We start from the raw sequence: 24045 nt of genomic DNA, 5'->3' as shown, positions 1-24045 counted from the left end.
CCGGCCCCCCCCCCCCCCCCCCCCCCCCCCGCTCCTACAGGGGGCTATAGCGGCCTGGGAAATAGCGCTCTCTGCGATCCGCATCATCTACTTACGTTTTCTGCTTGGACACAGCTAAAATTAAGATCTAGCGTACATTCCTATGTCAGAAACTATTAAATTTTTTCTGACTACGATGGAGGTCTCCGTGTCCGTAGCGGAATCAATTGCCAGCCACATCAAATACCTGCCCAAAGGCACGCCGTTCACGATCGATCGCTTTATCGAGGCGGGGTCGCGGGCGTCGGTGGACAAGGCGCTGTCCCGCCTCGTCCAGGCGGGTACGTTGGAGCGGGTCGCGCGTGGGGTGTACATGCGACCGAAAGTAAGCCCCTATGTGGGCAAGGTACGGCCCAGCCCCACGACGGTGATGATGGTCATCGCCAAGGCCAGGGGTGAAACCATCCAGGTCCATGGCTCGGAGGCGGTTCGTCTGTTCAGGCTCAGCACACAGATGCAGGTACGCCCCACCTACTACACCAGCGGCACCACCCGCGATATCCGGGTCGGGGACGCGGTTGTCCATCTGCGGCATGTCTCACCCGACAAACTGCAATGGGCCGGCACCCAAGTGGGCTTGGCATTGTGTGCGCTGTTTTACATCGGCAAGAGCAAGCTGAACGTGGCCACAGCCGAAGCCATTCTGGCTCGGCTCAGCACGGCGGAAATCTCCAGATTACTGTCCAGTCGGATGCCTGCATGGATGCGAGAGGTGCTCCGTAACACGCAAGGGATGCTCCATGAACGATTGCTACCTGAATCTTCCCGCAACAGCCCAACGTGAAATCCTCGAGGCCGCCGCCGCGGCCTCCAATCGCTCCGCCGCCATTCTGGAAAAGGATATCTGGCTGACCTTTCTGCTTGGCCAACTGTTCAGCATGCCGGATCGCCTGCCCATGGCGTTCAAGGGCGGTACTTCGTTATCCAAGGCCTATTCGGTGATAAATCGGTTTTCCGAGGATGTCGATATCACCGTCGATTACCGTAGCCTTGCCCCTGACTGGCCCATAACCGAACTGCTCAAACAAGGAACGCGCTTCCGAAGCCGCTTTGGCGACAGTCTGCGGGAATACGTGAAGCGCCATACCCACAACGTGATCAGACCCTATCTCCAGCGTCAGCTGAGTGCCTTGCCCTGTGCTGATGAATGTTCGATCAACCTGAGCTGCGACGGTGAACAGTTGGAGGTGCAATACCCCTCTCGTGTCAGCGTTGGCGGTGAATACCTTCGGGATCACGTGCTGATCGAGTTCGGCGGGCGGAATATCATTGACCCCAATTCGATATTCACCATTCGCCCGGATATCGCCTCGATGATACCGGCAGTGGATTTTCCACAAGCCGAGGTCGTGGTGCTGGCCGCAGAACGAACCTTCTGGGAGAAAGCCACGCTGATCCATGCCGCATGCAACCGGCTGCTACCGGAGGGAATCAACCGCTACTCCCGGCATTGGTACGACCTGGCCATGTTGGCGCGTCACGCCTGTGGCAAAACCGCCAAGACTGACATGGCCTTGCTGAGTGATGTGATCGATTTGAAGAACACTTTCTACCGAAACCAGACCACCCAGTACCAGCGCTGCCTGGAAGGTGAGCTCAAGCTGATTCCCTCGGGTGACAACCTGGAGCGGTTACGCACTGACTTCGAAGCGATGCGCGCTGCTGGCATGTTCTATGGGGTCTGCATTGAGTTGGAGCAAGTGCTGGATGACTTGAGCGTGTTGCAGGAGGACATCAATCGAACAGCGCTGCGTTGGACCGCCCTGCAATCTCAGCGCTAGCCATCACATCGCGGGACAAGCAGGTTGCGCAAAAAGCTGTGGGAGCGGGCTTGCCCGCGAACACCGGCGCAGCCGGTGCCATGCATCGCAAGTCTTGAAAGTAAGCAGGTACCAACCTCACAAGCTCCGGAATTTTATGAGTGATAAGAGCTGCTGTAGTAACTCTTACCACTCATAAGAACTGCCAAGGCAGGCTTTACAATGAATGTTTTTCCGTTGGCATGCGCCGACAGGCTAATGAAAATAGGGCTTCTGGCCAGAACCAGGCGTCTTGAGCGAAAAATTCGCCAGAAAGATCTAGCCGCCCAATCCGGGTTGTCCATCACCACGCTCGCTAATATCGAGGCAGGTACACCTACTGTTGAGATGCGCAGCTACATGATCGCGCTGTGGCATCTGGGTTTGCTTGATGAGGTGTTCCAGGATGTGCCGATGTCCTCCCCCGCTTCCTTCGCCACTGAGCACCGAGTGCGTCTTAAGAAAGTGTCCGAGGACAATTTCTGATGAATGAGGCGTGCGAGCGGCGCCACGCCGCAGGGGGTTACACCGCGAAGCCGGTGCCATCCTTCGCGGGGCAAGCCCGCTCCCACGCCCTCACCTGCTCATAATGGACTTAGTAAGCGACATCCAGCGGCATCCGGTACTCGATCACCCCCGGCTTCTCGGCAATCCAGTCATACAACCGCTGCGCAGTCCGGTTGGTCTCCTGGGTATGCCAGTACAGCCGGTCGCACTGCTGCTGCCGGGCCTGGTCCTGGACGTACTCGATCAGTTGCTTGCCGATCATCCGCCCCCGGGCGCTCGGGCACACGTACAGGTCTTCCAGGTAGCAGAAGTCGTTGCGTCCCCAGGTCGAGCGGTGGAACACATAGTGGACGAAGCCGAAGAGCCGTTCGCCGTCGGTGGCCACGGCGCAGTGCATGGGTTCGGCCGGGTCGAAGAAGCGGGCCCAGGTGCACTCGGTGATGGCTGGGCCCAGGTCTACCTGGTAGAAGGCCTGGTATTGCGACCAGTAGTCGTGCCAGGGCTGCAGGTCGGTTTGCTTCACTTCGCGAATGAAGACGGGTGGTTGGGTGGTGGTCATTGGTGGAACCCCTTTTTGGGCAAAGCAGTGTGGATGAGTGAGGGGGCCGGCCTGCCCGTAGCGCTTGCCTTCCTTGGTGGTTGCTTGCGGGCTGGGGTTTTATAGCGGATAAATGGTTGGTTTTTACCTGCCAAATAGTCGTGAATATCCAGACCATTTTAGGGTTCTGGAAGGGCGTAAGGCTCGGGATTGCCGGGGCTGCTTTGCAGCCCTTTCGCGGCGCAAGGCCGCTCCTACAGGGGGGCGCGGTCCCTTGTAGGAGCGGCCTTGTGCCGCGAAAGGGGCGCGAAGCGGCCCCGGCATTGGCAGCCATTAATCAGGTCCATCAGCCAGGGAATCAGGCCAATGTTCAAACACGCGCAGCTGGAATCGGTGAAAGCCTGGATCAACGACCCCGCACACGGCGCGCTGGCCTTGCATGTGCGTATTCAACGGGCGATCCGTCAGCTGATCCTCGACGGCGCACTGCCGGTGGGCAAGGCGTTGCCCGCCTCGCGCCCGCTGGCCCAGTCCCTGGGCGTCTCGCGGGATACCGTGGAGTCGGCCTACAGCCAGTTGCACGCCGAGGGCTTTATCGAGCGGCGCGTGGGCAGTGGCAGCTTCGTGTCGCAACGGGCCCGGTGCCTGCCGTCGCGCAAGCGCCAGCGTCCGGCACACACCGAAGCCCCCGTGCAGTTGAGCCGCCGAGGTGAAGCGGTGTTGCACAGCGGTGGCGTCCACAACTTCCAGTCGCCCCGCCCCTTCGCCCCGGGCGTGGCCGAAACCCGGCATTTCCCCCTGGCCATCTGGGAGAAGCTGGAACGACAGGTGTACAAGGAATACGGCACGCGGGCGCTGGAACACAGCGAGCCGCAGGGCATGGCCCCGTTGCGCAGGGCAATCGCCGACTACCTCAACCTCGAGCGCGGGGCCCAGGCATCCGCCGAGCGCATCCTGATCCTCACCAGCTCGCAGCAGGCCCTTGGCCTGTGCGCCCAGGTGCTCATGGACGCAGGCGACCAGGTGCTGGTCGAGGACCCGCTGTACCAGGGCACCCGCAAGGCTGTCACCGCCGCCGGCCTGGCATGCGTGCCGGTCCCGGTGGACGAGCATGGCCTGCAGGTGGACGCCATGGCCCGGCTGGCGCCGGATGCCCGGGCGGTGTTCCTCACCCCTTCGCACCAATACCCGACCGGCGCGACCCTGGCGCTGGACCGGCGCCTGCTGGCGATCGAATGGGCCCGCCAGCAACAGGCCTGGATCATCGAGGACGACTACGACAGCGAGTTCCACTACGCCGGCCGCCCCACCGCCTGTGTGCAGGGCCTGGACCCACACGACCGCACGCTGTACATCGGCACCTTCACCAAATCGCTGTTCGCCGGCCTGCGCATCGGCTACCTGCTGCTGCCGCCCCAGCTCGTCACGCCGATGACCGCCGCTCGCACGCTGCAGGACGGACATAACGCCTCCATCGCCCAGCTGACCCTGGCCCGGTTCATGGAGGGTGGCCACTTCAACGCCCATGTGCGGGCCATGCGCGCGCTCTACGCCGAGCGCCGGGATGTACTGGCGGATCTGCTGCGCAGGCACCTGGGGGCGTTTCTCGTGCCGCAGGTGCCCGCCGGCGGGCTGCAGATGCCCTGCCATTTCGTGCAGGGCCTGTCTGAAGACGCCGTGGTCAGGGCGGCACGCGGAGTAGGGATCGATCTGTTGGGGATGGGCAGCTTGTACGCGGTGCCGAGGAACGATGCCGGCTTGCTGATGGGGTTTGCGGCACTGACACCCGCTGAGATGAGGGAGGCGGTGGTGAAACTGGAGAAGGTGTTGGCAGGTCTGGTCACTTCGGGACGTTCGATGCGGTAGCCCGTTCTGCGCGAAACGAAATGTGGTAAACCAATCGCTGAAATCCACCGCGAAAACCAGGACCAGACAACGCCTAGAATTCTTGGCAAAAAAACCAAAATGCACCATCAACGCCTAGAAAACTAGTCTTTATCGAGTAGCGGATTTTCCTTTCAAGTGGACCATACAAAGCCTAGAATCCTAGGCATGCAGGTCAATAACGGCGTTTTAAGCATAGGATCCCAGGCGTTATGAAAGCCATATCAATGACTGACGACGCTATCGCCAACGAGATCGGCCAACGCATTGAGGCTATCCGCCTGAAGCGTAATATTGGCCAGGACATCGTCGCCCATGAAGCCGGGATTTCCCGGGAGACCTACCGCAAGCTCACGGCAGGCAAAGGCACCCTGGTGAACGTGATTGCCGTCCTGAGGGTGCTGGGAGAGCTTGATCGTCTCGCCTCCCTCATCGAGGACGTCAGGACCAGCCCCGTGCAACTGGCAAAAATGCAGGGCAAGCAGCGGATGCGGGCGACTGTCACACGGGCTACACCGCCGGCGCCTGAACACGGAATCAGGACGCCTATCGGCAAGCCCACGCTCATTGGTGGCCCGAAACCCGACAAGGATGACAGCTGGTGATTGCACGGATCTATCTCTGGGATGTGTATGTAGGCGCGCTCAACTGGAACATTCAGACCCAGATCGGAGAGTTCGAATACACCCCCGAGTTCGTCAGGACCGGCCTTGAGATCTCGCCGGTCCACATGCCCTTGCGCCAGGACTACACCTACGTGTTCCAGGGGCTGGACCGCGAAACCTTCAAGGGCCTGCCCTCGATCCTCGCCGATTCCCTGCCCGATGATTTCGGCAACGCACTGATCGATGCCTGGCTGGCCCAACAGGGGCGTGACAAGGCAACGTTTACCCCGGTCGAACGCCTGCTGTACCAGGGCAAGCGCGGCATGGGCGCCCTGGAATATCGTCCGGCGATGGCCACCGAGCGGGACAAGGGGGAGAGCATCCATATCGATGCCCTGGTGCGCCTGGCCAGCGAGGTGTTGTCCGAACGCGAATCGATCGCTGGACGACAGCGCCCTGCAGCACCTCATCCAGATCGGTACCAGCGCCGGCGGCGCCCGGGCCAAGGCGGTGATCGCCATGAATGCCGAAGGCGAGATCCGTTCGGGCCAGGTCACCGCGCCGCCGGGTTTCGAGTACTGGCTGCTCAAGTTTGACGTGGCCAAGGACTCGACCGTACTGGCTGATTCGCAAGGCTATGGGCGCATCGAGTACGCCTACCACCTGATGGCCAGGGCGGCCGGGATCACCATGACCGAGTGCCGATTGCTGGAGGAAGGTGGACGCGCTCACTTCATGACCCGGCGCTTCGACCGCACGACCGAAGGTGAAAAGATCCACGTGGCGACCTTGTGCGCACTCGACCACGCCGACTTCCGCAAGCCTGGCCAATACTCCTATGCCGAGGCCTTCGCGGTGATGCGCGCACTGCGGATTGCCCGCGACGGCGCCGAACAGTTCTACCGCCGCATGGTCTTCAACCTGGTGGCACGCAACCAGGACGACCACACCAAGAACACGGCCTTCATGATGGACACCGACGGCACCTGGTACCTGACGCCGGCGTATGACGTGTCCTATTCCTACCTGCCTGGCAGCTTCTGGGTCGATACCCACCAGATGACCGTGAACGGCAAACGCGACGACTTCACCCTCGACGATCTGTTAAGCGTTGCCAGCCAAGTGCGTGGCATGGACGCACGGCGGATCATCAAGGAAGTCTGCGAAGCCGTCGCACAATGGCCGCAGTTTGCCCAGGACGCTGGGGTGCCAACCTCAGCCAGTAAGCGAATCGGTGAAGTACACCGCCTGTATCTTGGCGAGGGGCTTTGAATAAACGCCCCTCCCGAGGGCTGGACGCGCAGCTCAAGCCACCCGCACCACCACCTTGCCCTTGCTCCGCCCACCTGCCACCGCCGCCAACGCCTGTTCGGTAGCCTCGAAGGCGAACACTTGGTCGAGTATCGGCGTCAGGATCCCCTCCTCCACCAGCTGGGTGATGGCCTCCAACTGTCGACCATCGGCGCGCATGAACACGAACCGATAGCGCACGCCCGAGGCCTCACAACGCTTGCGGATGCGGCGGCTGAGCAGGCGAAGTACCTGCCGTAATGGCCAAGCCATCCCTTGCTCGGCCGCGAACTCAGGCGTGGGCGGCCCGGAAATGGAAATCAGCTGGCCACCCGGTTTGAGAATCTGCACCGAGCGCTCCAAGGTGCCTGCCTCCAACCCGCTGAGCACCACATCGTAGTCGCGCAATTCCCGGGTGAAATCCTGGCGCTTGTAATCGATGACCACATCCGCGCCCAAGGCCTTCACCCATTCGACATTGCCCGTGCTTGTCGTGGTGGCGACGAACGCCCCCAAGTGCTTGGCCAACTGGATCGCGATGCTGCCCACGCCACCGGAGCCCGCATGAATCAGCACCTTCTGCCCCGGCTTGAGCTGGGCGGTTTCCACCAATACCTGCCAAGCGGTCAAGGCCACCAAGGGCAGCGCGGCGGCCTGCTCCATGCTCAAGTTGGCGGGCTTGCGCGCCAACGCCTGCTGGGTGACGGCAATCTGTTCGGCAAAACTGCCGATGCGTGCCTGCCCAGGCCGTGCATAGACCTCGTCGCCGGGCTTGAAGCGGGTAACACGGGCGCCCACGCGCAGCACGGTACCGGCCAGGTCGTTGCCCAGGATCAGCGGCAAGCGGTACGGCAGCACCCGTTTGAACTCGCCGTTACGCAGCTTCACGTCCAGGGCGTTCACCCCGGCGGCGTGGACCCGCACCAGCACGTCGTCATCCCCCAGGGTGGGCACGGGCATTTCGGCGATACGCCCGACGACATCCTTGCCATAACGATCGATGATGAAAGCTTTCATTGAGATCTCCCGTGACTCACTGCGCACTGCGATAGCGCTCGGCCACCTGGGATTGGCGCAAATCCCCCATCAGCATCTGCCGTGCGCCATCCAGCGCAGCCCAGCGGTCGGCGTGCTGCAAGGGCGGAATGGTGATCGCTTCGCGGCGGTCGTAACCCACCAGCGCAGCATCGACCAAGTCTTCCACCTCCATCACTTCTGGCAACGTGTTGATATCCAATCCGGAACGCGACCAGATCTCGGTGCGGGTCGCGGCCGGCAGCACGGCCTGCACATAGACCCCCCTCTGCCCCAGCTCCAGCGCCAGCCCCTGGGACAGGAACTGCACGAACGCCTTGGTGGCGCCATACACGGTCATGCCCAGTTCCGGCGCCAGACCCACCACCGAGCCGATGTTGACGATCGCGCCAGTGCCCTGCTCGGCCAGGCGCGGCGCAATGGCGGCAGCCAAGCGGGTGACGGCGGTGACGTTCAGGCCGATCAGGCGCTCGAGGCTTGCGCCATCCTGCCCCAGAAAGCCCCCTGACTGGCCTTGCCCGGCGTTGTTGATCATCACGCCTATACGCGAGTCTTCACGCAACCGCGCTTCGACCCGAGCAAGGGCATCGGCCTGGGTGAGGTCGGCGACCAGCACCTCGACGGCGACAGCGAAGTGCTCACGCAGGCGGGCAGCCAGGGTCTCCAGGCGCGCCTGGTCGCGGGCGACCAGCACCAGGTCGTGACCACGCTGGGCGAAGCGTTCGGCATAGGTGGCGCCGATACCGCTGGAGGCACCGGTGACGAGAACGGTAGGCAAGGCACTCATGGCAAATCCTCAAGGTGGGTGGCGACACCCGATCGGGGTGGGCCTGGCATTTATGATTACGGCCATCATCTAACTATGTCAACATTTTGATGATGACTGACATCAATGTATGATGAACCTCATCCCCACGGCGCAGGAGTCATCCGCCATGAAAGTCACCAAGGCACAAGCCCAGGCCAACCGCGCCCATATCGTCGAGACGGCGTCCTCGTTGTTCCGCCAGCGGGGCTATGACGGGGTCGGCGTCGCCGAGTTGATGGCGGTCGCCGGTTTCACCCATGGCGGCTTCTACAAGCATTTCGGCTCGAAGGCCGACCTCATGGCCGAGGCGGCGGCCTGCGGGCTGTCGCAGAACGCCTCCGGCACCGACAGTGGCGGTGTGGCGGACTACCTGCGCCAGTACCTCTCCAGGGAGCACCGCGACAACCCGGCCTCAGGTTGCACCCTGGCGGCGCTGGCCAGCGATGCCGCGCGCCAGCCCGACGCCGTGAAGGCGGTGTTTGCCGACGGGCTCGAGCGCTTGCTGGCAACGCTCCAGGCCGCCAGCGAGCCGACGGATACCGCCGACGAGCAGGCCGAACGCGCCCGGCGCCTGGGCGTGATCGCCACCCTGGTGGGCGCCATCACGCTCTCCCGCGCCTGCCCGGACGATTCGCCGCTCGCGGACGACATTCTCCAGGCCTGCCGGGACCGGTTGCTGACACCGCAGTAACCCCGCCCCGAGCTGTATTGAAAATCGCCCAGGCGCTGTATCTGTTTCAGCAGGCGCCCGCCCTTCACCCTCCACCTCACCCCCTGGATGGCTGAAGGAACCCGCATCATGGCTGCCCTGCTGCTGCAAATGTCCCCCATTGGCTTGGTGATCGCCCTGATCCTGCTGCTGCGCCGCCCACCCGTGCAGGCCGCGCTGGCCGGCGTGGCCGGTGTCCTGCTGCTGTGGGGCCTGGGCGCCGCGCAGCCGCTGTCGGCGGCGGTGTCCGGCGCCATCCTGCAAGACACGCTTATCCTGTTCCTCAGCACCGCCTGCGTGATCGTTCCTGGGCTGGCCTTCGTCATCCTGGTCGAACGCGCCAACGCCCCGCAGGCAATCGGCGTCTGGGTGCGGGAGCTGGGCTGGACGCCGCCGATGCAGGTGATCTTCATCGTGCTGGGCCTGGCGCCGCTGCTGGAGGCGATGACCGGGTTCGGCGTATCGCTGATCGCCACGGTGCCGCTGCTGATGGGGCTGTTCTCGCGTCAGGTCGGCATGAAGATGGCGCTGGCCGGCATGGTGGTGATGCCCTGGGGCACGCTGGGGCTGGCCACGGTGATCGGCGCGCTGCTGGCCCATGTGCCGGCGCAGGAACTGGGCAGCCATTCGGCGCTGGTCAGCGCGCCGGTGTTCCTCGGCCTGGCCGCCGTGGCGCTGGTGCTGGCGGGGATTCGCAGCCTGCAGGCATGGCTGGGGTTGGCGCTGGTCTCGCTGCTGTTCAGCACGGTGCTGTATGCGGTCAACCACTGGATCGGGCCGGAGGCATCGGGCGTGCTGGCCGGGCTGGCGGTGGCCGGCGTGGGTCTGGGGATGTCCTGGGCGCGGCGCGGGGCGCTGGTGCGCTGGCCGCAGGCGGCATGGCCGTACCTGGCCCTGCTGACGGTGATCATCATCTCGCGGGGGCTGTTCCTGCTGTCGGGGTGGGACGGGCTATGGGTGGTGCATGGCACCAACGTGTCGTGGAAGCCACTGGCTTCGCCGGGGCTGGCCTTGCTGCTGGTGGTGCTGATGATGGTCGGGCGCCAGGGCACGGGCTTTCCGTGGCAGGCGCTGGTCACGCGGGCGCGGTTCCCGGTGGCGACAATATTCCTGTTCCTGCTGCTGTCGCAGGTGATGGTCAAGGCCGGCTTCCTGGTCGAGGCGCAACGGGCGTTGCAGGCGCTGTCCGGTGTGTCGCTGGCGTCGACGGTGTCGCTGCTGGCGGGGTTGGCCGGCTATGTCACCGGCTCCAATGTCGGCGGCAACACGCTGGTGATGCCCTCCATCGCCGCGCTGTCCACGGTCCACGGCCCGTGGCTGGCGGCGATGGTCAACAGCGCCGCCGGGCATGGCGCGCTGGGCTCGCTGTCGATCCTGTCGCTGATCATCGGGCTGGCCGGGGCCAACCGTGAGGAAGAGCACGGGCTGATCCGCTTCGGCTTTGCCCTGGTGCTGCTGAACATCGTCATCGTGGCTGCAACCGGCGTGGTTTTGCTCTACCTTTCCGGAGCCCCCGCCTGAGACGACACAAGGCCCCCATGGACCGGAACCCCAAGCCCGACAAACGCTGGCACACCGTCAACGCCTGGCTGCTGCGCCAGATCGACAGCGGCGAATGGCCCAGCGGCATGCAATTGCCTTCGGTGCGTGAACTGGCGCGGCTGTTCGACAGTAGCATCGCCACCGTGCAACGGGCACTGGCGGAGCTGGAGGCCAATGCCTATGTGCAGGCCACGCCACGGGTGGGCTATTTCGTCGCCAAGGGCGCGGCCCAGGTGCAGGGGTTCGACCTGGCAAGCGTCACCGTCAACGTCGACCACGCGGTGGTCGCCATGCTTGCCCAGGCGGCCAGCAACACCGCGCTTTCGCTGAGCTCGGCGGTGCTGCATGACGAACTGGCGCCCCAGGTTCTGCTGAGCAGATGCCTGGCCTCCCTGGCGAGCAAGGCCGATCTGGCGCTGGCCGGGCTGATCGCCCCACCCGGCCTGGCCTCGCTGCGCCGACGCATCGCCGGGCTGATGCTGCAACGCGGCGTGGCCTGCGGGCCGGACGATATCCTGGTGACCTCGGGCGACACCGTGGCCCTGGAACTGGCCCTCGAAGCCGTCGCCCGGCCGGGGGCCACTGTGGCCATCGAAACGCCCACCTACTACGGCATCCTGCAGACCATCGAACGCCTGGGGATGCGCGCCCTGCCCATCCGCACCCACGCCGACAGCGGCATGGACCTCGAGCACCTGGAATGGGCCCTCAAGCGCGGGAAGGTCGATGTGGTGTTCCTCAACCCGACGCTACAGAACCCACGGGGCTTCATCATGCCCGACGCGGCGCGGGCACGGCTCTCACAGCTGGCGCAGGCGACGGATGTGCCGATCATCGAGGACGATATCTTCTTCGACCTGGTGGACGAGACGCAGCGACCCAAGGCGATCAAGCACTACGACGAGACCGGGCAGACGATCTATTGCTCGTCGTTCTCCAAGACCGTGGCGCCGGGGTACCGGGTGGGCTGGTGCGTGGCCGGACGGTACCGGGATGCGATCCTGGCCCAGATGTTTTCGCGTAACCTGGCGGTGTCGAGCCTGGCGCAGCGGGTGCTGGATGAGTTTATCGGGCGGGGGTACATGGACGAGCACTGCGCGAAGCTGCGCGGGCGGCTGGTAGCGCAGACCGAGGTGATGGCGACGCTGGTGCAGTCGGTGTTTCCGGCGGGGACACGGTATGTGGCGCCGCAGGGCGGGTTTATCCATTGGGTCGAATTGCCGGAAGGGACGGACATGCTGGCGCTGCAACGGCTTGCGGCGGAGCGTGGCTGCAATGTCGGCGCCAGCGGGATGTTCTTTGCCGATGGGGAGTGTGGCACTGGGTTGCGGGTATGCCTGGGGCGGGTGATTACGCCGCAGGTGATGGGCGGGTTGAGGGTGCTGGCGGAGTGTGCGGCGCTTTCAGGCGCTTGATTGCTGGGGGCGCTTTGCGCCCCTTTCGCGGCACTAGGCCGCTCCTACAGAGAGATGCACGCTCCCGTGTAGGAGCGGCCTTGTGCCGCGAAAGGGCTGCGCAGCAGCCCCAGCTATCTGGATCAGGCCAAATGCACCTGGCTGCGCAAATGCTCGGCCAACATATCGATAAAGGTCCGCACCTTGGTCGAGCCATATTTGCTCTCCCGATGCAGGATATGGATCGGCCAGGGCGCCTCTTCATACTCGGCCAGGATTACCTGCAAGCGCCCGGCCGCCACTTCATCCGCCACCTGGTACGACAGCAACCGTGCAATCCCCAGCCCGGCACTGGCCGCGGCGATGGCGGCGTCGTTGCTGGTCACGGTGAGGCGCGGTTTCATGCGGATCAGCGTCGGGTCGTCGATGGCGCCGAAGCGCCAGTCCGTGCGCGGTGACAGGGTTCCGGCGGCGATGACTTCGTGCTTCTGCAATTCAGAGGGATGGCGCGGCGTGCCGTGGCGTTCGAGGTACTCGGGCGAGGCGCACAACAACCGGCGCATCCTGCCCACGCGCAACGCCTTGAGGCCCGAATCGGGCAACTGGCCGATGCGCACCGCCACGTCCATGCCCTCCTCCACCAGGTTCACCACGCGGTCGAGAAAGTACGCCGACACATCCACCTCGGGGTACTGCTGCAGGTAACGGACGATGCACGGCATGACGAACTTCTTGCCGAACAGGATCGGTGCGGTCACCGCCAGGTCGCCCTTGGGCGCGGCGTTGATGCCGGCGGCGGCTTCGTTGGCCTCGACGATGCTGGCGAGGATATGCCGAGTATCTTCCAGGTAGCGCCCGCCGGCCTCGGTCAGGCGCACACTACGGGTGGTGCGCAGCAACAGCTTGACCCCGAGTTGTTCCTCCAGGGCGCTGACGGCGCGGGTCACCGCCGCCGGCGAGATGGCCAGGCGACGGGCGGCGGCGGCGAAGCTTTCCAGCTCGCCCACGGCCACGAACACTTTCATCAGGTGGATCTGGTCCATGCCGCGCCCCACGCGTTGTCGTGGGGCGATTATCGCCGTGGTCACGCTAGAGCTCCAGTACCAGGGGCTGCACGCCGCCCTCGGCCTGGGCGGGGATAGCGCAGCAGATCAACACGCTGCCGGGCTCGGGCAATTCGGCGGGCGGGTTCGGGTAGTGGACCTGGCCGCTGACCAGTTTGGTCCTGCAGGTACCGCAAGAGCCCCCTCGGCAACTGAAGTCCGGCGACAGGCCACGGCTTTCCGCCAGTTCCAGCAGCGTGCCGCTGTCCGGCGCCCAACGCGCTTCCTTGGCGGAGCTGGCGAAGTACACCGGCACCGGCTCGCTGGCGGGAGGGGGCTGTTGCAGCGTCGGCTGGTTGTCGTCGGTGTGGCGGCGCAGGGTCGAGGGGCCGAAGGCTTCGGCATGGATGCGGGCGTCGGGCACATGCACGCCGCGCAGGCCTTCGTACAGGTCCTGGGTGAAGCTGGCCGGGCCGCAGAGGTAGAAGTCGTAGTCATCCAATGCCAGCGTGGCCTTGACCTGCTCGATGCCCAGGCGGCTGGCGAATTGGTAGTCATGCCCTGGCACGGCCGAAGGTTCGGGCTGGCTCAGGGCACGATGGATGCTCAGCAAGCCATTGGCCTGTTGCTGGAGCGCGGCAAGCTCCTGCTGGAACGGCATGTCGGCCAGTGTGCGCCCGCCATGGAACAGATGGATTCGCCGCCCCTGCCCCCTGGCCAATTGCTCGCGGAGCATGGCGATCAACGGGGTGATGCCGACGCCCGCGCCGATCAGCACAAGGGGCCGGTCGCTCTGCTGATCCAGGGTGAAGCTGCCCGTGGGCTGGCGCACCTCCAGACGATCGCCGACCTTCACCTGTTGGTGCAGATAGCGTGACGCCGGCCCCTGCGCCTTGACGCTGATGCGCAGGAAGCCATCGGACGGCGCGCTGGACAGGCTGTAGGTACGGATCAGCGGCGTCTCCCCATCGATGCGCAAACGCACGGGAATATGCTGTCCAGGGGCGAAGGCCACCGCGGCGCCATCCTCGGGTTGCAGATGGAACGAGCGGATATCGCGACTCTCCTGCTCGATGTGCAGTACCCGCCAGGTCAGCCATTGGCGCTGCCGTTCGCGCTGTTGCAGGCGCTGCTCGGCTTCGCGCCAGGTGCCGGTCATCAGGCTGGTGGGTGCGTATTCCTGGAAGGCCCAGCGCAGCGACACGGCAGCCCGGCGCAGCACCACCTGCTCGATGTCCAGGGTCCAGATCCGCTCGGCGCCTTCGAAGGCGCTGATCAGCGGGCTGTCGAGAATCACCTCGGTACGCCCGGAAACCTGCAGCACATCGCCCGTGGTGAAGTCGACGAACAGCAGGCCGGCGACCGGGTTGACCAGCAGATTGCCGAGGGTATTGAAATGCAGGTTGCCGGCGTAGTCGGGAATGGTCAGGCGATTGCCCTCGACCCTGACGAAACCAGGCCGGCCTCCGCGATGGGAGACGTCCACCGAGCGCTGGCCAGCGTCCTGATCGACATAGCTGGCGACAAAGAAGGTGTCGGCGCTTTCGATCATCGCGCGGGTTGCGGCATCGAGCGCCGCTGAATCCCGGCGCTCCTGCGGCGGCTCGTCGACGCGGGTGTACTCGCGCAGCTGGATGTACTGCGGGCAGTTGCCGAAGGATTGCTCGACCACCACCTCCAACTGGCCGGCGCTGGCTCGGCGGATCAGGCCATTGAGGCGATTGCGCCGCCGCGTGTGCAGCTCGATCCCCAGCAGGCCGATGGCGCCACCCGCCACCAGGCCAGGCGTGGCCGGATCGTCGCTGGCGAGATCGGCGCCGATCAACAGTTGCCGTGGATCGGGCGAGCTGACGAAGCCTTCCGGGCCTTCGAGCAGCGTCGCCCAGGGTTTGCCTGCGGCGTCCACGGTACCGGCCACCATGAACGGCAGCTGCTGGTAGAACGTGCGATGCTGGTCGGGCATGTAGTCACGAATGACCTTCTGCCCGAACGCCTCCATGCGCTCTGCAACACCGACGTGCTCCTGCAGCTGTTTTTCACCTGCATGCCAGGGCGATTGCATGGCGGCATCCCTCGGGAGTCAGAGCGTGGTCTGCAAACCGATGACCGTACGTGGCATCGGCACGAAGCCCGGCAGCGCCTCGACACGGGCCAGCCAGGCGCGCACGTTGGGGTATGGCTCCAGCGACACGTTGCCTTCTGGCGCGTGGGCGATGTACGAGTAGTTGGCGATATCGGCGATGGTCGCCTGGCTACCGACCAGGAACGGGCCCTTGGCCAGTTCAGCGTCGATCACCTTGAGCAGGGTGTGGGCGCGGCCGATGACTTCGTCGGTGTTGAACGAGGCACCGAACACCGTCACCAGGCGTGCCGCCGCCGGGCCGAAGGCCAGGGGACCCGCCGCCACCGACAACCAGCGCTGCACACGGGCGGCACCGACCGGATCCGCAGGCAACCAGCGCTCACCGCCATAGGCCTTTGCCAGATAGACCAGGATGGCGTTGGAATCGGCGATGACGATGCCATTGTCATCGATCACCGGCACCTGGCCGAAGGGGTTGATGGCGAGGAACTCGGGTTGCTTGTGCTCGCCCTTGGCCAGGTCGACGAAGACCAGTTCGGTGGGCAGTCCGAGCAGCGACAACATCAGCTCGATGCGATGGGCGTGGCCGGACTTGGGGAAGTTGTACAGCTTGATCGGGCTTGGCATGTGCAGGGCTCCGGATCAGCGCCGGGAGTGGCGCTGCTGGAGGACATGCTGCACTGGATCGGCTGGCAGCAGAATCAGTGCTGGGAGCAATCCAGTATTTCGGCAGGTGGAATAATCACACTCGCGGGGCAAGTCGGGTCGCCGCATCGCCGCTCCCGCGAGCCCGCACTTACGATCTCAATGACGGTGCTGCTTCTGGTACTGATACAACCCCCGCGCCGCCTCGACCACCAGCGGCACACAGGCCTGGAGCTCATCGAAACTCATCGAATCGAGCAGCTCGAAGTTGTCTTCCAGCCCATGCAGGGAAATGGCCTTGAGCAGACGATCCTGCTCCGGCGGCAGCTCGCTCCACTCGGCCACCTGGGTCCCGCGCATGTAGCCGAAGCACCATTCCTCGAGAATGATCGCCGGGCCTTCCTCGCCTTCGCTCTCCTCGAACAGCGGTTCGAAGTGCTCAATGTCGTCGGCCAGCTCTTGCGCCACCTGGCTGGCGTAACGCAGCATCAACGCGGTGTAGGCCTCTTCATGGGCGGGCTTCTTGAACTTCGGCACCTTGCCGCCGGCGACGGAGGGTAGCCATTGCTCGGGATTGACCTTGCTAGGGGAGCTGGCCAGAGCGGTGAAGAAACCGTTGAGCTCGGCGAGGTTGAGCACCGAATAGTCGTTGCCGTAGGTGATCAGCAGGTCTTCGAGGCGGTGGAGTTCTTTTTCGCTGAGCGCGGGGAGCATGGGCGGGTGTCCTGGGGCGGAAATTTGCGTGCACCCTAGCACAGGCAACGCCTGCCCGCTCCCATCAAGGGAACGGGCATCGGACTATTGCTGCAGCCAGTGCGCCAGGTCGGCCTGCCGCCCGGTGCCGATCAGCAGCCACAGCAAGAGTCGGCACTTGCGCGGGCAGAGCCAGCCGGCCATGTGCAGGCCCCGGGCCTGCAGGTCGATCTCACCGCCGATAAATCCGTAGGTCCCCTGGGCTGTCGGGCCATTGCCGGTGCGGGAGGCGATGATCACCGGCATGTTGCCGGCGATGCTCCCCAACGCCTCGGCCCAGGCTTCGGAAACATGGCCTGCGCCAAAGCCGGCAATCACCAGCCCTGAATAGCCCAAACTACCGATGGCTTGCAGCAGCCTCGTATCAGCATCGAGACAAGCCTCCAGCAGGACGACCTGGTGATCCACCTGCACCGGCAGGGGCAACACCCGCCTTGGCGTGGCAGCCTGGCGATAAATTGGGCGACCCTCCACGACCTCCCCTATCGCCCCTGCACCGGGCGACTCGAAGGCCGCCATTGCCAGGCTGGCAGTCTTGCGTACCCGTGCGGCTTGGTGGATCTGGTCGTTGATCACCACCAGCACGCCACGCCCCCGGCTACCATCGGCTATCGCCACCTGCACTGCCGCCAGCAGGTTCGCCGGACCATCCGCGCCCGGTTGGCTGGCCGAACGCATGGCGCCGGTCATGATCAGCGGGATGTCATGGGGCCAGAGCAGGTCGAGGAAATACGCGGTCTCCTCCAGCGTATCGGTGCCTTGGGTGAGGACCACGGCCTGGGCCCCCGCTTGCACTTGCGCGCTTGCCCAGGCCAGCGCGTTCAGCATGTCGCTGAACGCCAGCGAGGCGCTCGGCACCAGGCATAACGTGGCGGTACTGATCTGTGCCAGTGCCTGCAGTTGCGGCAGGGACGCCAACAGCGCGGCGCAATCGAGCCGGGGTGTCACACCCTGCCCCGGCCCCTCGGATTGCATGCTGACCGTGCCGCCCAGGCTGGCGATCGAAACACGTGGTGCTGTCATGGGTTACCTCCCGCAAGCAGGCCGACCAGGGGCACGATGCCCAGGGTGCTGATGGCCATGGACAGGACATTGCCGATATAGCCGTGCATGTATCCCGGCAAGCGCTGGCTGATGGCCACGGCAAGCGGTGGCGCGATCAGCGCGCCGAGCACGGCGCTGGCGACGATCACCTGCCAGCTGCCGCCCAGTGTCAGCACGGCGGCTGGTACGATCGAAACGATAGGAATATAGGTCGGATACCAGCCCCGTTCTTGCCATTGCCGCCGCCAGAACAGCACACCAACCAGCGATGCCAATGCCTGCCCGGCCACCATCTGCAGCACCAGTTGCGAGCCATAGGCCGGTGCCGCCGGGGCCAATACATAAGCCAGCAGTACGCCCAGCAGCAAGCCGAGGCTGGCCAGTTCATTACCGAAGAACGGCGCTTCGCTGAAATCGGCCAGTACCCGACGCAGGGTCCAGACCACGCCATAGTCCGGCTTGCTGGCCGTCGCTACGACCTCAGGACGCTGCCCATCGCGAACCAACGTCGGGAAGCGCTTGCACAGCAGGAACGCCAGTACACTGGCCAGGGCCATGCCACTGACATTGCCGATCACCACCGGCAACTGCAGCGGGTAGCACAGGTAGTTGACCAGCAGCAGGCTGGCCGGCGTCACCAGCACGGCACCGAGCAGCGCGCCATTGATCGTGACGCGCCAACCGCCGCCAAACAGCAGGACCATGGCCGCCGGTAACGAGACAAAGGCGACGAAGGTCGGCTGCCAGGCACCACCGTCCAGGGTCCAGCCCCACAACGCATGGCTGAGCAGCAGACCGAGCAGCGAGCTGATGATCAGCCAGGGCCACAGTCCGGTGCCGTAGCAGATGGCAAAGCCTTGCCAGCGATACCCGCGCTGCTGGGCCCAATGCGCGAGGCTCGCCCCCAGCAGCAGCCCCAGTGCCGGCAACTCGTGCTTGTAGAAGGCGACCTCGCTGATATCGCCGACAATCCAGCGCAGCCTGCTCAACGGCTGGTCGAGGGTTGCGACGAGCTGCGCATAATCGGGCCATCCACCCAACATCAGGCTGGCAACGCAAAGCAGCGCGAGGCCCAGGAGAATCAGCGACGACGACCGTCGTCGCGGTAAGGAAAGGCGCTGTTCCATGACGCCTCCTCAACGTGGCATCGGCGCATGCAGCCGATACCCCAGGGTGGCGTCGTAGAGGTCGGTGCGCCGGTCACGCGGCAGGTCGTTGAGGCTGTTCCAGATCGGCGCCGAGCGGGCGGCACTGAGGTCGACATCGGCATAGAGGATGCACTCCTCCTCGGCATTGGCCACCTCGCCGATAGGCCAGCCATTGGTGCCGGCAATCAGCGAACAACCGAGGAAGCGCCCGCCCCGTTCGCGACCGATGCGATTGGCGGCGGCGATGTAGACATTGTTGACGTGGGCCGCGGTCATTGTCAGGTACGAGGCCATGCAGCGTCCGGCCTCGTCGAACAGCGGCGGCGGTGTCCAGACCCAGTTGTTCAGGCTGCAGATGATGTCGGCGCCCTGCGCCGCCATGAGCCGTGGCACCTCCGGGAACCAGATGTCCCAGCAGATCAGCAGGCCGATGCGGCCGATGGGCGTTTCGAATACCGGGAAGCCCAGGTCCCCTGGCGTGAACCAGAGCTTTTCCTGGTTCCACAGGTGCGCCTTGCGGTAATGCCCGAGCCGCCCCTGCGGGCCAAACAGCACGGCGCTGTCGAAGAGCTTGAGGCCGTCACGCTCGGCGAAGCCTGCGGCCAGATACACCTGCTGCTCACGGGCGAACTCCGCCCAGGCCTGCAGGCATCGCCCATCCTCCAGCGACTCGGCGTGACCATAGGCCTCGGCGCGGGAGTTGAAGGTGTAGCCGGTGTTGGCCAGCTCCGGCAGCACGATCAGGTTGGCCCCTTCACGCGCGGCGCGGCGGGCCAGGGCCAAGCCACGGCTCAGGTTGCCATCGCAATGGTCCAGGCCGACCTGCGGATCGTACTGGATGACGGCAATGCGTACGGGGCTGACGGGAGTGGTGTGTTCCTGCATGGCGGCTTCCTGTTCTGGTTGTTGTGGAAGGCCGCCAGTAGAACGGGCATGGCATAAGGGACGACAGTCAGCGGAATCCTCTGGAACTGAGGGAGATTGCGAAAATACCTGGAGGAGCACTCCTACAAAGTTGTTTCAAAGCGCCTGTCGAGGTACCTGATAATGCGGATAGTGCTCCAGGCTGAAGCCCCCCTTGAAACGTGCGCCGGTGTTGTTGCAGAGGTTGATCACGGTGTCGATGGCAGTACGCAGACACGGCTCGGTCCAACCGGCATCGACAGAGAAAGACTCCCCGGCGAGGTAGAGCCCTGAATGGGCACTCAGGTCGCGGTTGTACTTCATCAGGCTTACCGCGTCGTAATAGGTGCCCGCCCGGTACAATTTCGCACAGCCAAGTGCACTCCTGTCTGTCATCCATCTTTGTATGCGGGTGTTTCCAAGATCGATATGCGGCGAGATGGGCTCGCTGATGTTGGTACAACGCAACAGAATTCGATCGAGTTCCGCTACGCATTTTTCCACCAACTCGGTGTCTGAATAGGCCGCCAGCTTGGTGGCATCGTCCTCCCAGGTGTAGCTGAGCAGGATGCAATCGCGGGTGTGCTGATCGTTGTAACGGTAGGCGTATACATCGTGCACGAAGCTGTCGGTGACCAGGATCTGCGGCAGATGGGGATGCTGGTCGAGAAAGCTTTTACGCAGCGGTGCATAAACCTTGCAGCTGGTTTCCCAATGGGCGTGCTTCCAGGCCTCGACAATGGCCGGTGGCAGCATGTTCCGGGAGAACCCCTCCAAGCGCATCCCAGTTTCGATCAACCAGGACGGCGTGGTAAGCACCACACTGTCGAATACCTCACTCATCGGCTGAGCCTTGGCTTCATCGCTGTGCCGCCAACGGTAATCGACGCGGATGCGGCCATCGGCCAATTTGTGCAGTCCATGAACCGAGCTGTCCGTCAGCAGGCCATCCTTACGCGCCACGCACTGGCTATACAAGGATTCGCCCAAGCCAGCGATGTCCATGAACAGCAGGGCCTCATCCAACGCAGCGATCCCCAGGTAGGCAGGAGCCTGGAAATGCAGGCCTTTGCTGTCGGGCACAGTCTCGACATCCTGATACGGCGCTGCAAGCACTTGCCCCCTTTCATCTACACGCCCATGCACAAGCTGCAGGTGGCTGCTGAACCCGAAAATGGCAGTACGCAGCGGATAGAGGCAACACACGTCGTAGAAGGCGCCCCAGCTGCCATCACCGATGCCGATTGCATAGAAGATCGCCGACTCGTCACGGTCCATGCCAAGGCCGCCGAAATCGCCTGGATTGCCAGGGTCCCAAGCCTCCCGGATCGGCAGCAGTACCAGGTCACGGAACGACAGCCTGTGATATCGCTCGACGATTGCCGACCACATCGCCAGCCAGCCTTCTGTGCCGTAGATGGCGGCCGCCTGTTCGGCGAAACGCTCGGCAAAGCGCCGCCACTTGCCATGAATCCTTTGTAGTACCGCAGTAGGTGGCGGGGTGTGACCTTCGGGGTTTTTCCAGATCAGCAGCTTCGGATCACCCTTCCCTTCAAGTTGGCCTTCACGCAGATAGATACCTGTCGCATTGACCCAGGGCGTGCCAGGGTTGGGGAAGTCGGAAAGCCGCAGGTCGAACAGATCTGCGTAATACGCCATCAATGAACGGCCTGCCTTGGGCGGCTCGCCGGTTCGGTTGAAGAACGGCATGCGCATGGCGCCCATCTCGAAGGGGGCGGTGTGTGCTGGTGGCTTGTCAGCAGAGGATGACACGGTGAGATGACGCCCCCCGATTCGCCGGGCCTGCTCGATCAGGGTGATATGGGTGAAACCACAGCGCAGCAGTTCTCGTGCGACGGTGAGGCCGGTGACGCCAGCACCGACAATGCAGATGCGATGTGCAGGACGAGCAGCCTGGGCAATGCCGCCCTGTTGTTCGACAAGACGTCGGTAGTCGAAACACAGGTCAGGCGGATTCGGGAAGCGTGCGGCCCATGGCAGCACTGGAGTGTGAGGCTCGACGGCCAGGTCGGCGGGATGGTTGTGCGTTGATCCGATGGTCATGGTCTCGGGTTCTCAGGGTAGGTGAGGAACCTGAGCATGCCGGGAGCAGGGAGGAGGGGATGGGTAGATGTGTATTGTGGTGCAGCGTACGTTGTTGCCTGTACTTACGCTGTCGCGGGACAAGCCCGCTCCTACAGGGACCGCATAATACCTGTAGGAGCGGGCTTGTCCCGCGATGGGTCGTCAGCGTTTAGACCGCCAGCGCGCGCTCACGCAGCTCGCTGTTGAGGATGCGGTCGTTCTCGCTGTAGTCCACCGGGCAGTCGATCACGTGCACGCCAGGGGTCTTGATGCAGTGCTCGAGCAGCGGCAGGAAGCCTTCGGCGCTTTCCACGCGGTGGCCATTGGCACCGTAGGCTTCGGCGTATTTGACGAAGTCCGGGTTGCCGTAGTCCAGGCCGAAATCGGTGAAGCCCATGTTGGCCTGCTTCCAGCGGATCATGCCGTAGCCGTCGTCACGCAGGATCACCACGGTGATGTGCATGCCCAGACGTACCGCGGTTTCCAGCTCCTGGCTGTTCATCATGAAGCCGCCGTCGCCGCATACCGAGATGACCGGGCGATCCGGGTACACCAGGTGCGAGGCCATGGCCGATGGCAGGCCGGCGCCCATGGTCGCCAGGGCGTTGTCCAGCAGCACGGTGTTGGGCTTGTGGGCCTTGTAGTTGCGGGCGAACCAGATCTTGTAGATGCCGTTGTCCAGGGCGACGATGCCTTCGGACGGCAGGGCGCGACGGATGTCGGCGACCATGCGCTGCGGGTAGACCGGGAAGCGGTTGTCATCGGCGCCTTCGGCGATCTGCGCTTCGTTCGCTTCACGGATGGCCATCAGGCGGGTGAAGTCCCAGTGGCTGGTGTCGGTCAGCGCTTCGCTGATCTGCCACACGGCGTTGGCGATATCGCCGATCACTTCCACCTGCGGGAAGTACACGGCGTCTACCTCGGCCGAACGGAAGCTGACGTGGATCACTTCGGTACCGCCACGGACCATGAAGAACGGCGGCTTCTCGATCACGTCGTGACCGATGTTGACGATCAGGTCGGCGGCTTCGACGGCGCGGTGCACGAAGTCACCGGACGACAGCGCGGCGTTGCCCAGGAAGCGCGGGTGGCGCTCGTCGACCACACCTTTACCCATCTGGGTGGTGATGAACGGGATGCCGGTCTTGTCGATCAGTTGCTTGAGGACCTTGGCGGTCATCTTGCGGTTGGCGCCGGCGCCAATCACCAGGATCGGATTGCGGGCGTTCTGCAGTTTCTGCACGGCGGCTTCGATGGCCACGTGCTCGGCCAGCGGGCGACGGTGCAGGCTGCGCGGGATCGGCAGCGCATCGGTCTGCTCGGCGGCGATGTCTTCCGGCAGCTCCAGGTGCACGGCGCCCGGCTTCTCTTCTTCGGCCAGGCGGAAGGCCTCACGCATGCGAGCAGGGATGTTGTCGGCCGAGGCGAACTGGTGGGTGTACTTGGTGATGGGGTCCATCATGCCGCACACGTCGATGATCTGGAAACGGCCTTGCTTGGACTTCTTGATCGGCTTCTGGCCGGTGATCATCATCATCGGCATGCCGCCCAGGTAGGCGTAGGCGCTGGCGGTCACCAGGTTGGTCGCGCCAGGGCCGAGGGTCGACAGGCTGACGCCGGTCTTGCCGGTCAGGCGGCCGTAGGTGGCGGCCATGAAGCCCGCGGATTGCTCGTGGCGGGTCAGTACCAGCTTGATCTTCGACTTGCGCAGGGACTCGAGCAGGTCGAGGTTTTCCTCACCGGGAATGCCGAACACATACTCGACACCTTCGTTTTCCAGGCATTGCACAACGACATCGGCGGCCTTGGCCATCTTGCTTCTAACCTCAAGTAATAGGACGGTGAAAGTCCAGAAATGCGCAGCACGGTACGCTGGCATCGCTCGGTCCGGGTGCCAGGATTGCCCCGAACCTAAGCCTTGACGCAGGGTAGGTACGGGGAAGTCACGTAATTGTGACGGCAATATTGTCGCACCTGTGACGAGGCGATGTGAGGTAGCCGACGAGCAAAGGATATTTGCATGATCGTCAGCAAACGGATCCGCTGTAGGAACAGAATACCGTGGGAGCGGGCTTGCCCCGCGATCAGGCCAGCCCAGGCAACATCACCGCCTGATCCGGCCTGATCGCGGGGCAAGCCCGCTCCCACGTTGTGTATTCCACAGCAGAGGTGCGTTGCTTTTCGGGACGCA

General features: G+C 64.0%; 22 protein-coding genes. 10 read left to right on the top strand and 12 right to left on the bottom strand.

The genetic code is table 11. From position 1 onward, the window contains the following. The first annotated feature begins 187 nt into the window (after positions 1-187). From POF53_RS24640 to POF53_RS24630, 3 genes are all read left to right on the top strand, one after another. Complete coding sequence (locus POF53_RS24640; protein ID WP_234563091.1) at positions 188-823, top strand: DUF6088 family protein; 636 nt, start codon at positions 188-190, stop codon at positions 821-823. Then, positions 780-1820 carry a nucleotidyl transferase AbiEii/AbiGii toxin family protein gene (locus POF53_RS24635; protein ID WP_498969869.1) on the top strand — a complete coding sequence of 347 codons (1041 nt, stop codon included), beginning with the start codon at positions 780-782 and terminating at the stop codon, positions 1818-1820. Before POF53_RS24640 ends, POF53_RS24635 begins: the two co-directional genes overlap by 44 nt. 201 nt (positions 1821-2021) lie before the next feature. Next, a complete protein-coding gene (locus tag POF53_RS24630) occupies positions 2022-2324 on the top strand; it encodes a helix-turn-helix domain-containing protein (protein WP_498969867.1) in 303 nt (100 codons plus the stop codon). 109 nt (positions 2325-2433) lie between these two features. On the opposite strand, the gene POF53_RS24625 is transcribed toward POF53_RS24630, so the two are convergent. After that, positions 2434-2904 (bottom strand): GNAT family N-acetyltransferase, encoded by a 471-nt coding sequence (locus tag POF53_RS24625; protein ID WP_498969865.1) that lies wholly within the window; start codon positions 2902-2904, stop codon positions 2434-2436. 345 nt (positions 2905-3249) lie between these two features. Here POF53_RS24625 and pdxR point away from each other — a divergent pair, with 345 nt between their 5' ends. The 4 genes from pdxR to POF53_RS24605 all read left to right on the top strand — a co-directional run bounded on the left by pdxR (position 3250) and on the right by POF53_RS24605 (position 6644). Then, positions 3250-4749 carry a MocR-like pyridoxine biosynthesis transcription factor PdxR gene (gene pdxR / locus POF53_RS24620; protein ID WP_498969863.1) on the top strand — a complete coding sequence of 500 codons (1500 nt, stop codon included), beginning with the start codon at positions 3250-3252 and terminating at the stop codon, positions 4747-4749. A gap of 245 nt (positions 4750-4994) precedes the next feature. Beyond that, positions 4995-5372, top strand: coding sequence for a helix-turn-helix domain-containing protein (locus POF53_RS24615; RefSeq protein WP_186599698.1), 378 nt, complete (start codon positions 4995-4997; stop codon positions 5370-5372). Next, positions 5369-5968 carry a HipA N-terminal domain-containing protein gene (locus tag POF53_RS24610; protein ID WP_498969861.1) on the top strand — a complete coding sequence of 200 codons (600 nt, stop codon included), beginning with the start codon at positions 5369-5371 and terminating at the stop codon, positions 5966-5968. The genes POF53_RS24615 and POF53_RS24610 overlap by 4 nt, the downstream gene beginning before the upstream one ends. After that, positions 5892-6644: a type II toxin-antitoxin system HipA family toxin gene (locus POF53_RS24605; protein ID WP_498969859.1), complete on the top strand. Its 753-nt coding sequence runs from the start codon at positions 5892-5894 to the stop codon at positions 6642-6644. Before POF53_RS24610 ends, POF53_RS24605 begins: the two co-directional genes overlap by 77 nt. Before the next feature lie 33 nt (positions 6645-6677). Here POF53_RS24605 and POF53_RS24600 read toward each other — a convergent pair whose 3' ends face one another. Beyond that, entirely contained in the window at positions 6678-7679 is a 1002-nt protein-coding gene (locus tag POF53_RS24600) for an NADP-dependent oxidoreductase (protein WP_498969857.1), read from the bottom strand. A gap of 16 nt (positions 7680-7695) precedes the next feature. Beyond that, the gene (locus POF53_RS24595; RefSeq protein ID WP_498969855.1) at positions 7696-8484 is read right to left on the bottom strand and encodes an SDR family NAD(P)-dependent oxidoreductase; all 789 of its coding nucleotides are present in this window, start codon (positions 8482-8484) and stop codon (positions 7696-7698) included. Between the two features lie 148 nt (positions 8485-8632). Between POF53_RS24595 and POF53_RS24590 the strand changes: the two genes are divergently transcribed. The 3 genes from POF53_RS24590 to POF53_RS24580 all read left to right on the top strand — a co-directional run bounded on the left by POF53_RS24590 (position 8633) and on the right by POF53_RS24580 (position 12171). Then, the gene (locus POF53_RS24590) at positions 8633-9196 is read left to right on the top strand and encodes a TetR/AcrR family transcriptional regulator (protein WP_203647713.1); all 564 of its coding nucleotides are present in this window, start codon (positions 8633-8635) and stop codon (positions 9194-9196) included. A 108-nt stretch (positions 9197-9304) separates the two neighbouring features. Further along, positions 9305-10735: an L-lactate permease gene (locus POF53_RS24585; protein WP_498969853.1), complete on the top strand. Its 1431-nt coding sequence runs from the start codon at positions 9305-9307 to the stop codon at positions 10733-10735. A 17-nt stretch (positions 10736-10752) separates the two neighbouring features. Next, positions 10753-12171, top strand: coding sequence for an aminotransferase-like domain-containing protein (locus tag POF53_RS24580; RefSeq protein ID WP_498969851.1), 1419 nt, complete (start codon positions 10753-10755; stop codon positions 12169-12171). A 122-nt stretch (positions 12172-12293) separates the two neighbouring features. Here the strand turns inward: POF53_RS24580 and POF53_RS24575 are convergent, their stop codons facing one another. The 9 genes from POF53_RS24575 to POF53_RS24535 form a co-directional block, all read right to left on the bottom strand. Next, positions 12294-13238, bottom strand: coding sequence for a LysR family transcriptional regulator (locus POF53_RS24575; protein ID WP_498969849.1), 945 nt, complete (start codon positions 13236-13238; stop codon positions 12294-12296). A 1-nt stretch (position 13239) separates the two neighbouring features. Then, positions 13240-15255, bottom strand: a complete 2016-nt coding sequence (locus POF53_RS24570; RefSeq protein ID WP_498969847.1) for a pyridoxamine 5'-phosphate oxidase family protein — start codon at positions 15253-15255, stop codon at positions 13240-13242. 18 nt (positions 15256-15273) lie between these two features. After that, positions 15274-15903: a glutathione S-transferase family protein gene (locus tag POF53_RS24565; RefSeq protein ID WP_254465331.1), complete on the bottom strand. Its 630-nt coding sequence runs from the start codon at positions 15901-15903 to the stop codon at positions 15274-15276. 177 nt (positions 15904-16080) lie between these two features. Next, entirely contained in the window at positions 16081-16635 is a 555-nt protein-coding gene (locus tag POF53_RS24560) for a UPF0149 family protein (protein WP_498969845.1), read from the bottom strand. Positions 16636-16719: 84 nt separating this feature from the next. Further along, a complete protein-coding gene (locus tag POF53_RS24555; protein WP_498969843.1) occupies positions 16720-17697 on the bottom strand; it encodes an asparaginase in 978 nt (325 codons plus the stop codon). After that, complete coding sequence (locus POF53_RS24550) at positions 17694-18845, bottom strand: hypothetical protein (protein WP_498969841.1); 1152 nt, start codon at positions 18843-18845, stop codon at positions 17694-17696. The genes POF53_RS24555 and POF53_RS24550 overlap by 4 nt, the downstream gene beginning before the upstream one ends. A gap of 9 nt (positions 18846-18854) precedes the next feature. Continuing rightward, on the bottom strand, positions 18855-19751 hold the full coding sequence (locus POF53_RS24545; protein WP_498969839.1) for a nitrilase family protein: 897 nt from the start codon (positions 19749-19751) through the stop codon (positions 18855-18857). Positions 19752-19886: 135 nt separating this feature from the next. Next, complete coding sequence (locus POF53_RS24540; RefSeq protein WP_498969837.1) at positions 19887-21833, bottom strand: flavin monoamine oxidase family protein; 1947 nt, start codon at positions 21831-21833, stop codon at positions 19887-19889. A gap of 190 nt (positions 21834-22023) precedes the next feature. After that, positions 22024-23667 (bottom strand): acetolactate synthase large subunit, encoded by a 1644-nt coding sequence (locus POF53_RS24535; protein WP_023629316.1) that lies wholly within the window; start codon positions 23665-23667, stop codon positions 22024-22026. Positions 23668-24045: the final 378 nt, after the last annotated feature.

Source organism: Mitsuaria sp. RG (assembly GCF_028369275.1).
Classification (GTDB): domain Bacteria; phylum Pseudomonadota; class Gammaproteobacteria; order Pseudomonadales; family Pseudomonadaceae; genus Aquipseudomonas; species Aquipseudomonas peradeniyensis.
This window is presented reverse-complemented; position numbering and strand designations above follow the sequence as displayed.

Bases quoted from the DNA above. Each gene is read 5' to 3' on its own strand.
- POF53_RS24565 (WP_254465331.1), bottom strand. From the start codon at position 15,903: ATGCCAAGCCCGATCAAGCTGTACAACTTCCCCAAGTCCGGCCACGCC.
- POF53_RS24550 (WP_498969841.1), bottom strand. From the start codon at position 18,845: ATGGAACAGCGCCTTTCCTTACCGCGACGACGGTCGTCGTCGCTGATT.
- POF53_RS24535 (WP_023629316.1), bottom strand. From the start codon at position 23,667: ATGGCCAAGGCCGCCGATGTCGTTGTGCAATGCCTGGAAAACGAAGGT.
- POF53_RS24625 (WP_498969865.1), bottom strand. From the start codon at position 2,904: ATGACCACCACCCAACCACCCGTCTTCATTCGCGAAGTGAAGCAAACC.
- POF53_RS24605 (WP_498969859.1), top strand. From the start codon at position 5,892: ATGAATGCCGAAGGCGAGATCCGTTCGGGCCAGGTCACCGCGCCGCCG.
- POF53_RS24615 (WP_186599698.1), top strand. From the start codon at position 4,995: ATGACTGACGACGCTATCGCCAACGAGATCGGCCAACGCATTGAGGCT.
- POF53_RS24595 (WP_498969855.1), bottom strand. From the start codon at position 8,484: ATGAGTGCCTTGCCTACCGTTCTCGTCACCGGTGCCTCCAGCGGTATC.
- pdxR (WP_498969863.1), top strand. From the start codon at position 3,250: ATGTTCAAACACGCGCAGCTGGAATCGGTGAAAGCCTGGATCAACGAC.
- POF53_RS24545 (WP_498969839.1), bottom strand. From the start codon at position 19,751: ATGCAGGAACACACCACTCCCGTCAGCCCCGTACGCATTGCCGTCATC.
- POF53_RS24600 (WP_498969857.1), bottom strand. From the start codon at position 7,679: ATGAAAGCTTTCATCATCGATCGTTATGGCAAGGATGTCGTCGGGCGT.
- POF53_RS24585 (WP_498969853.1), top strand. From the start codon at position 9,305: ATGGCTGCCCTGCTGCTGCAAATGTCCCCCATTGGCTTGGTGATCGCC.
- POF53_RS24540 (WP_498969837.1), bottom strand. From the start codon at position 21,833: ATGACCATCGGATCAACGCACAACCATCCCGCCGACCTGGCCGTCGAG.
- POF53_RS24580 (WP_498969851.1), top strand. From the start codon at position 10,753: ATGGACCGGAACCCCAAGCCCGACAAACGCTGGCACACCGTCAACGCC.
- POF53_RS24570 (WP_498969847.1), bottom strand. From the start codon at position 15,255: ATGCAATCGCCCTGGCATGCAGGTGAAAAACAGCTGCAGGAGCACGTC.
- POF53_RS24555 (WP_498969843.1), bottom strand. From the start codon at position 17,697: ATGACAGCACCACGTGTTTCGATCGCCAGCCTGGGCGGCACGGTCAGC.
- POF53_RS24560 (WP_498969845.1), bottom strand. From the start codon at position 16,635: ATGCTCCCCGCGCTCAGCGAAAAAGAACTCCACCGCCTCGAAGACCTG.
- POF53_RS24590 (WP_203647713.1), top strand. From the start codon at position 8,633: ATGAAAGTCACCAAGGCACAAGCCCAGGCCAACCGCGCCCATATCGTC.
- POF53_RS24630 (WP_498969867.1), top strand. From the start codon at position 2,022: ATGAATGTTTTTCCGTTGGCATGCGCCGACAGGCTAATGAAAATAGGG.
- POF53_RS24635 (WP_498969869.1), top strand. From the start codon at position 780: ATGAACGATTGCTACCTGAATCTTCCCGCAACAGCCCAACGTGAAATC.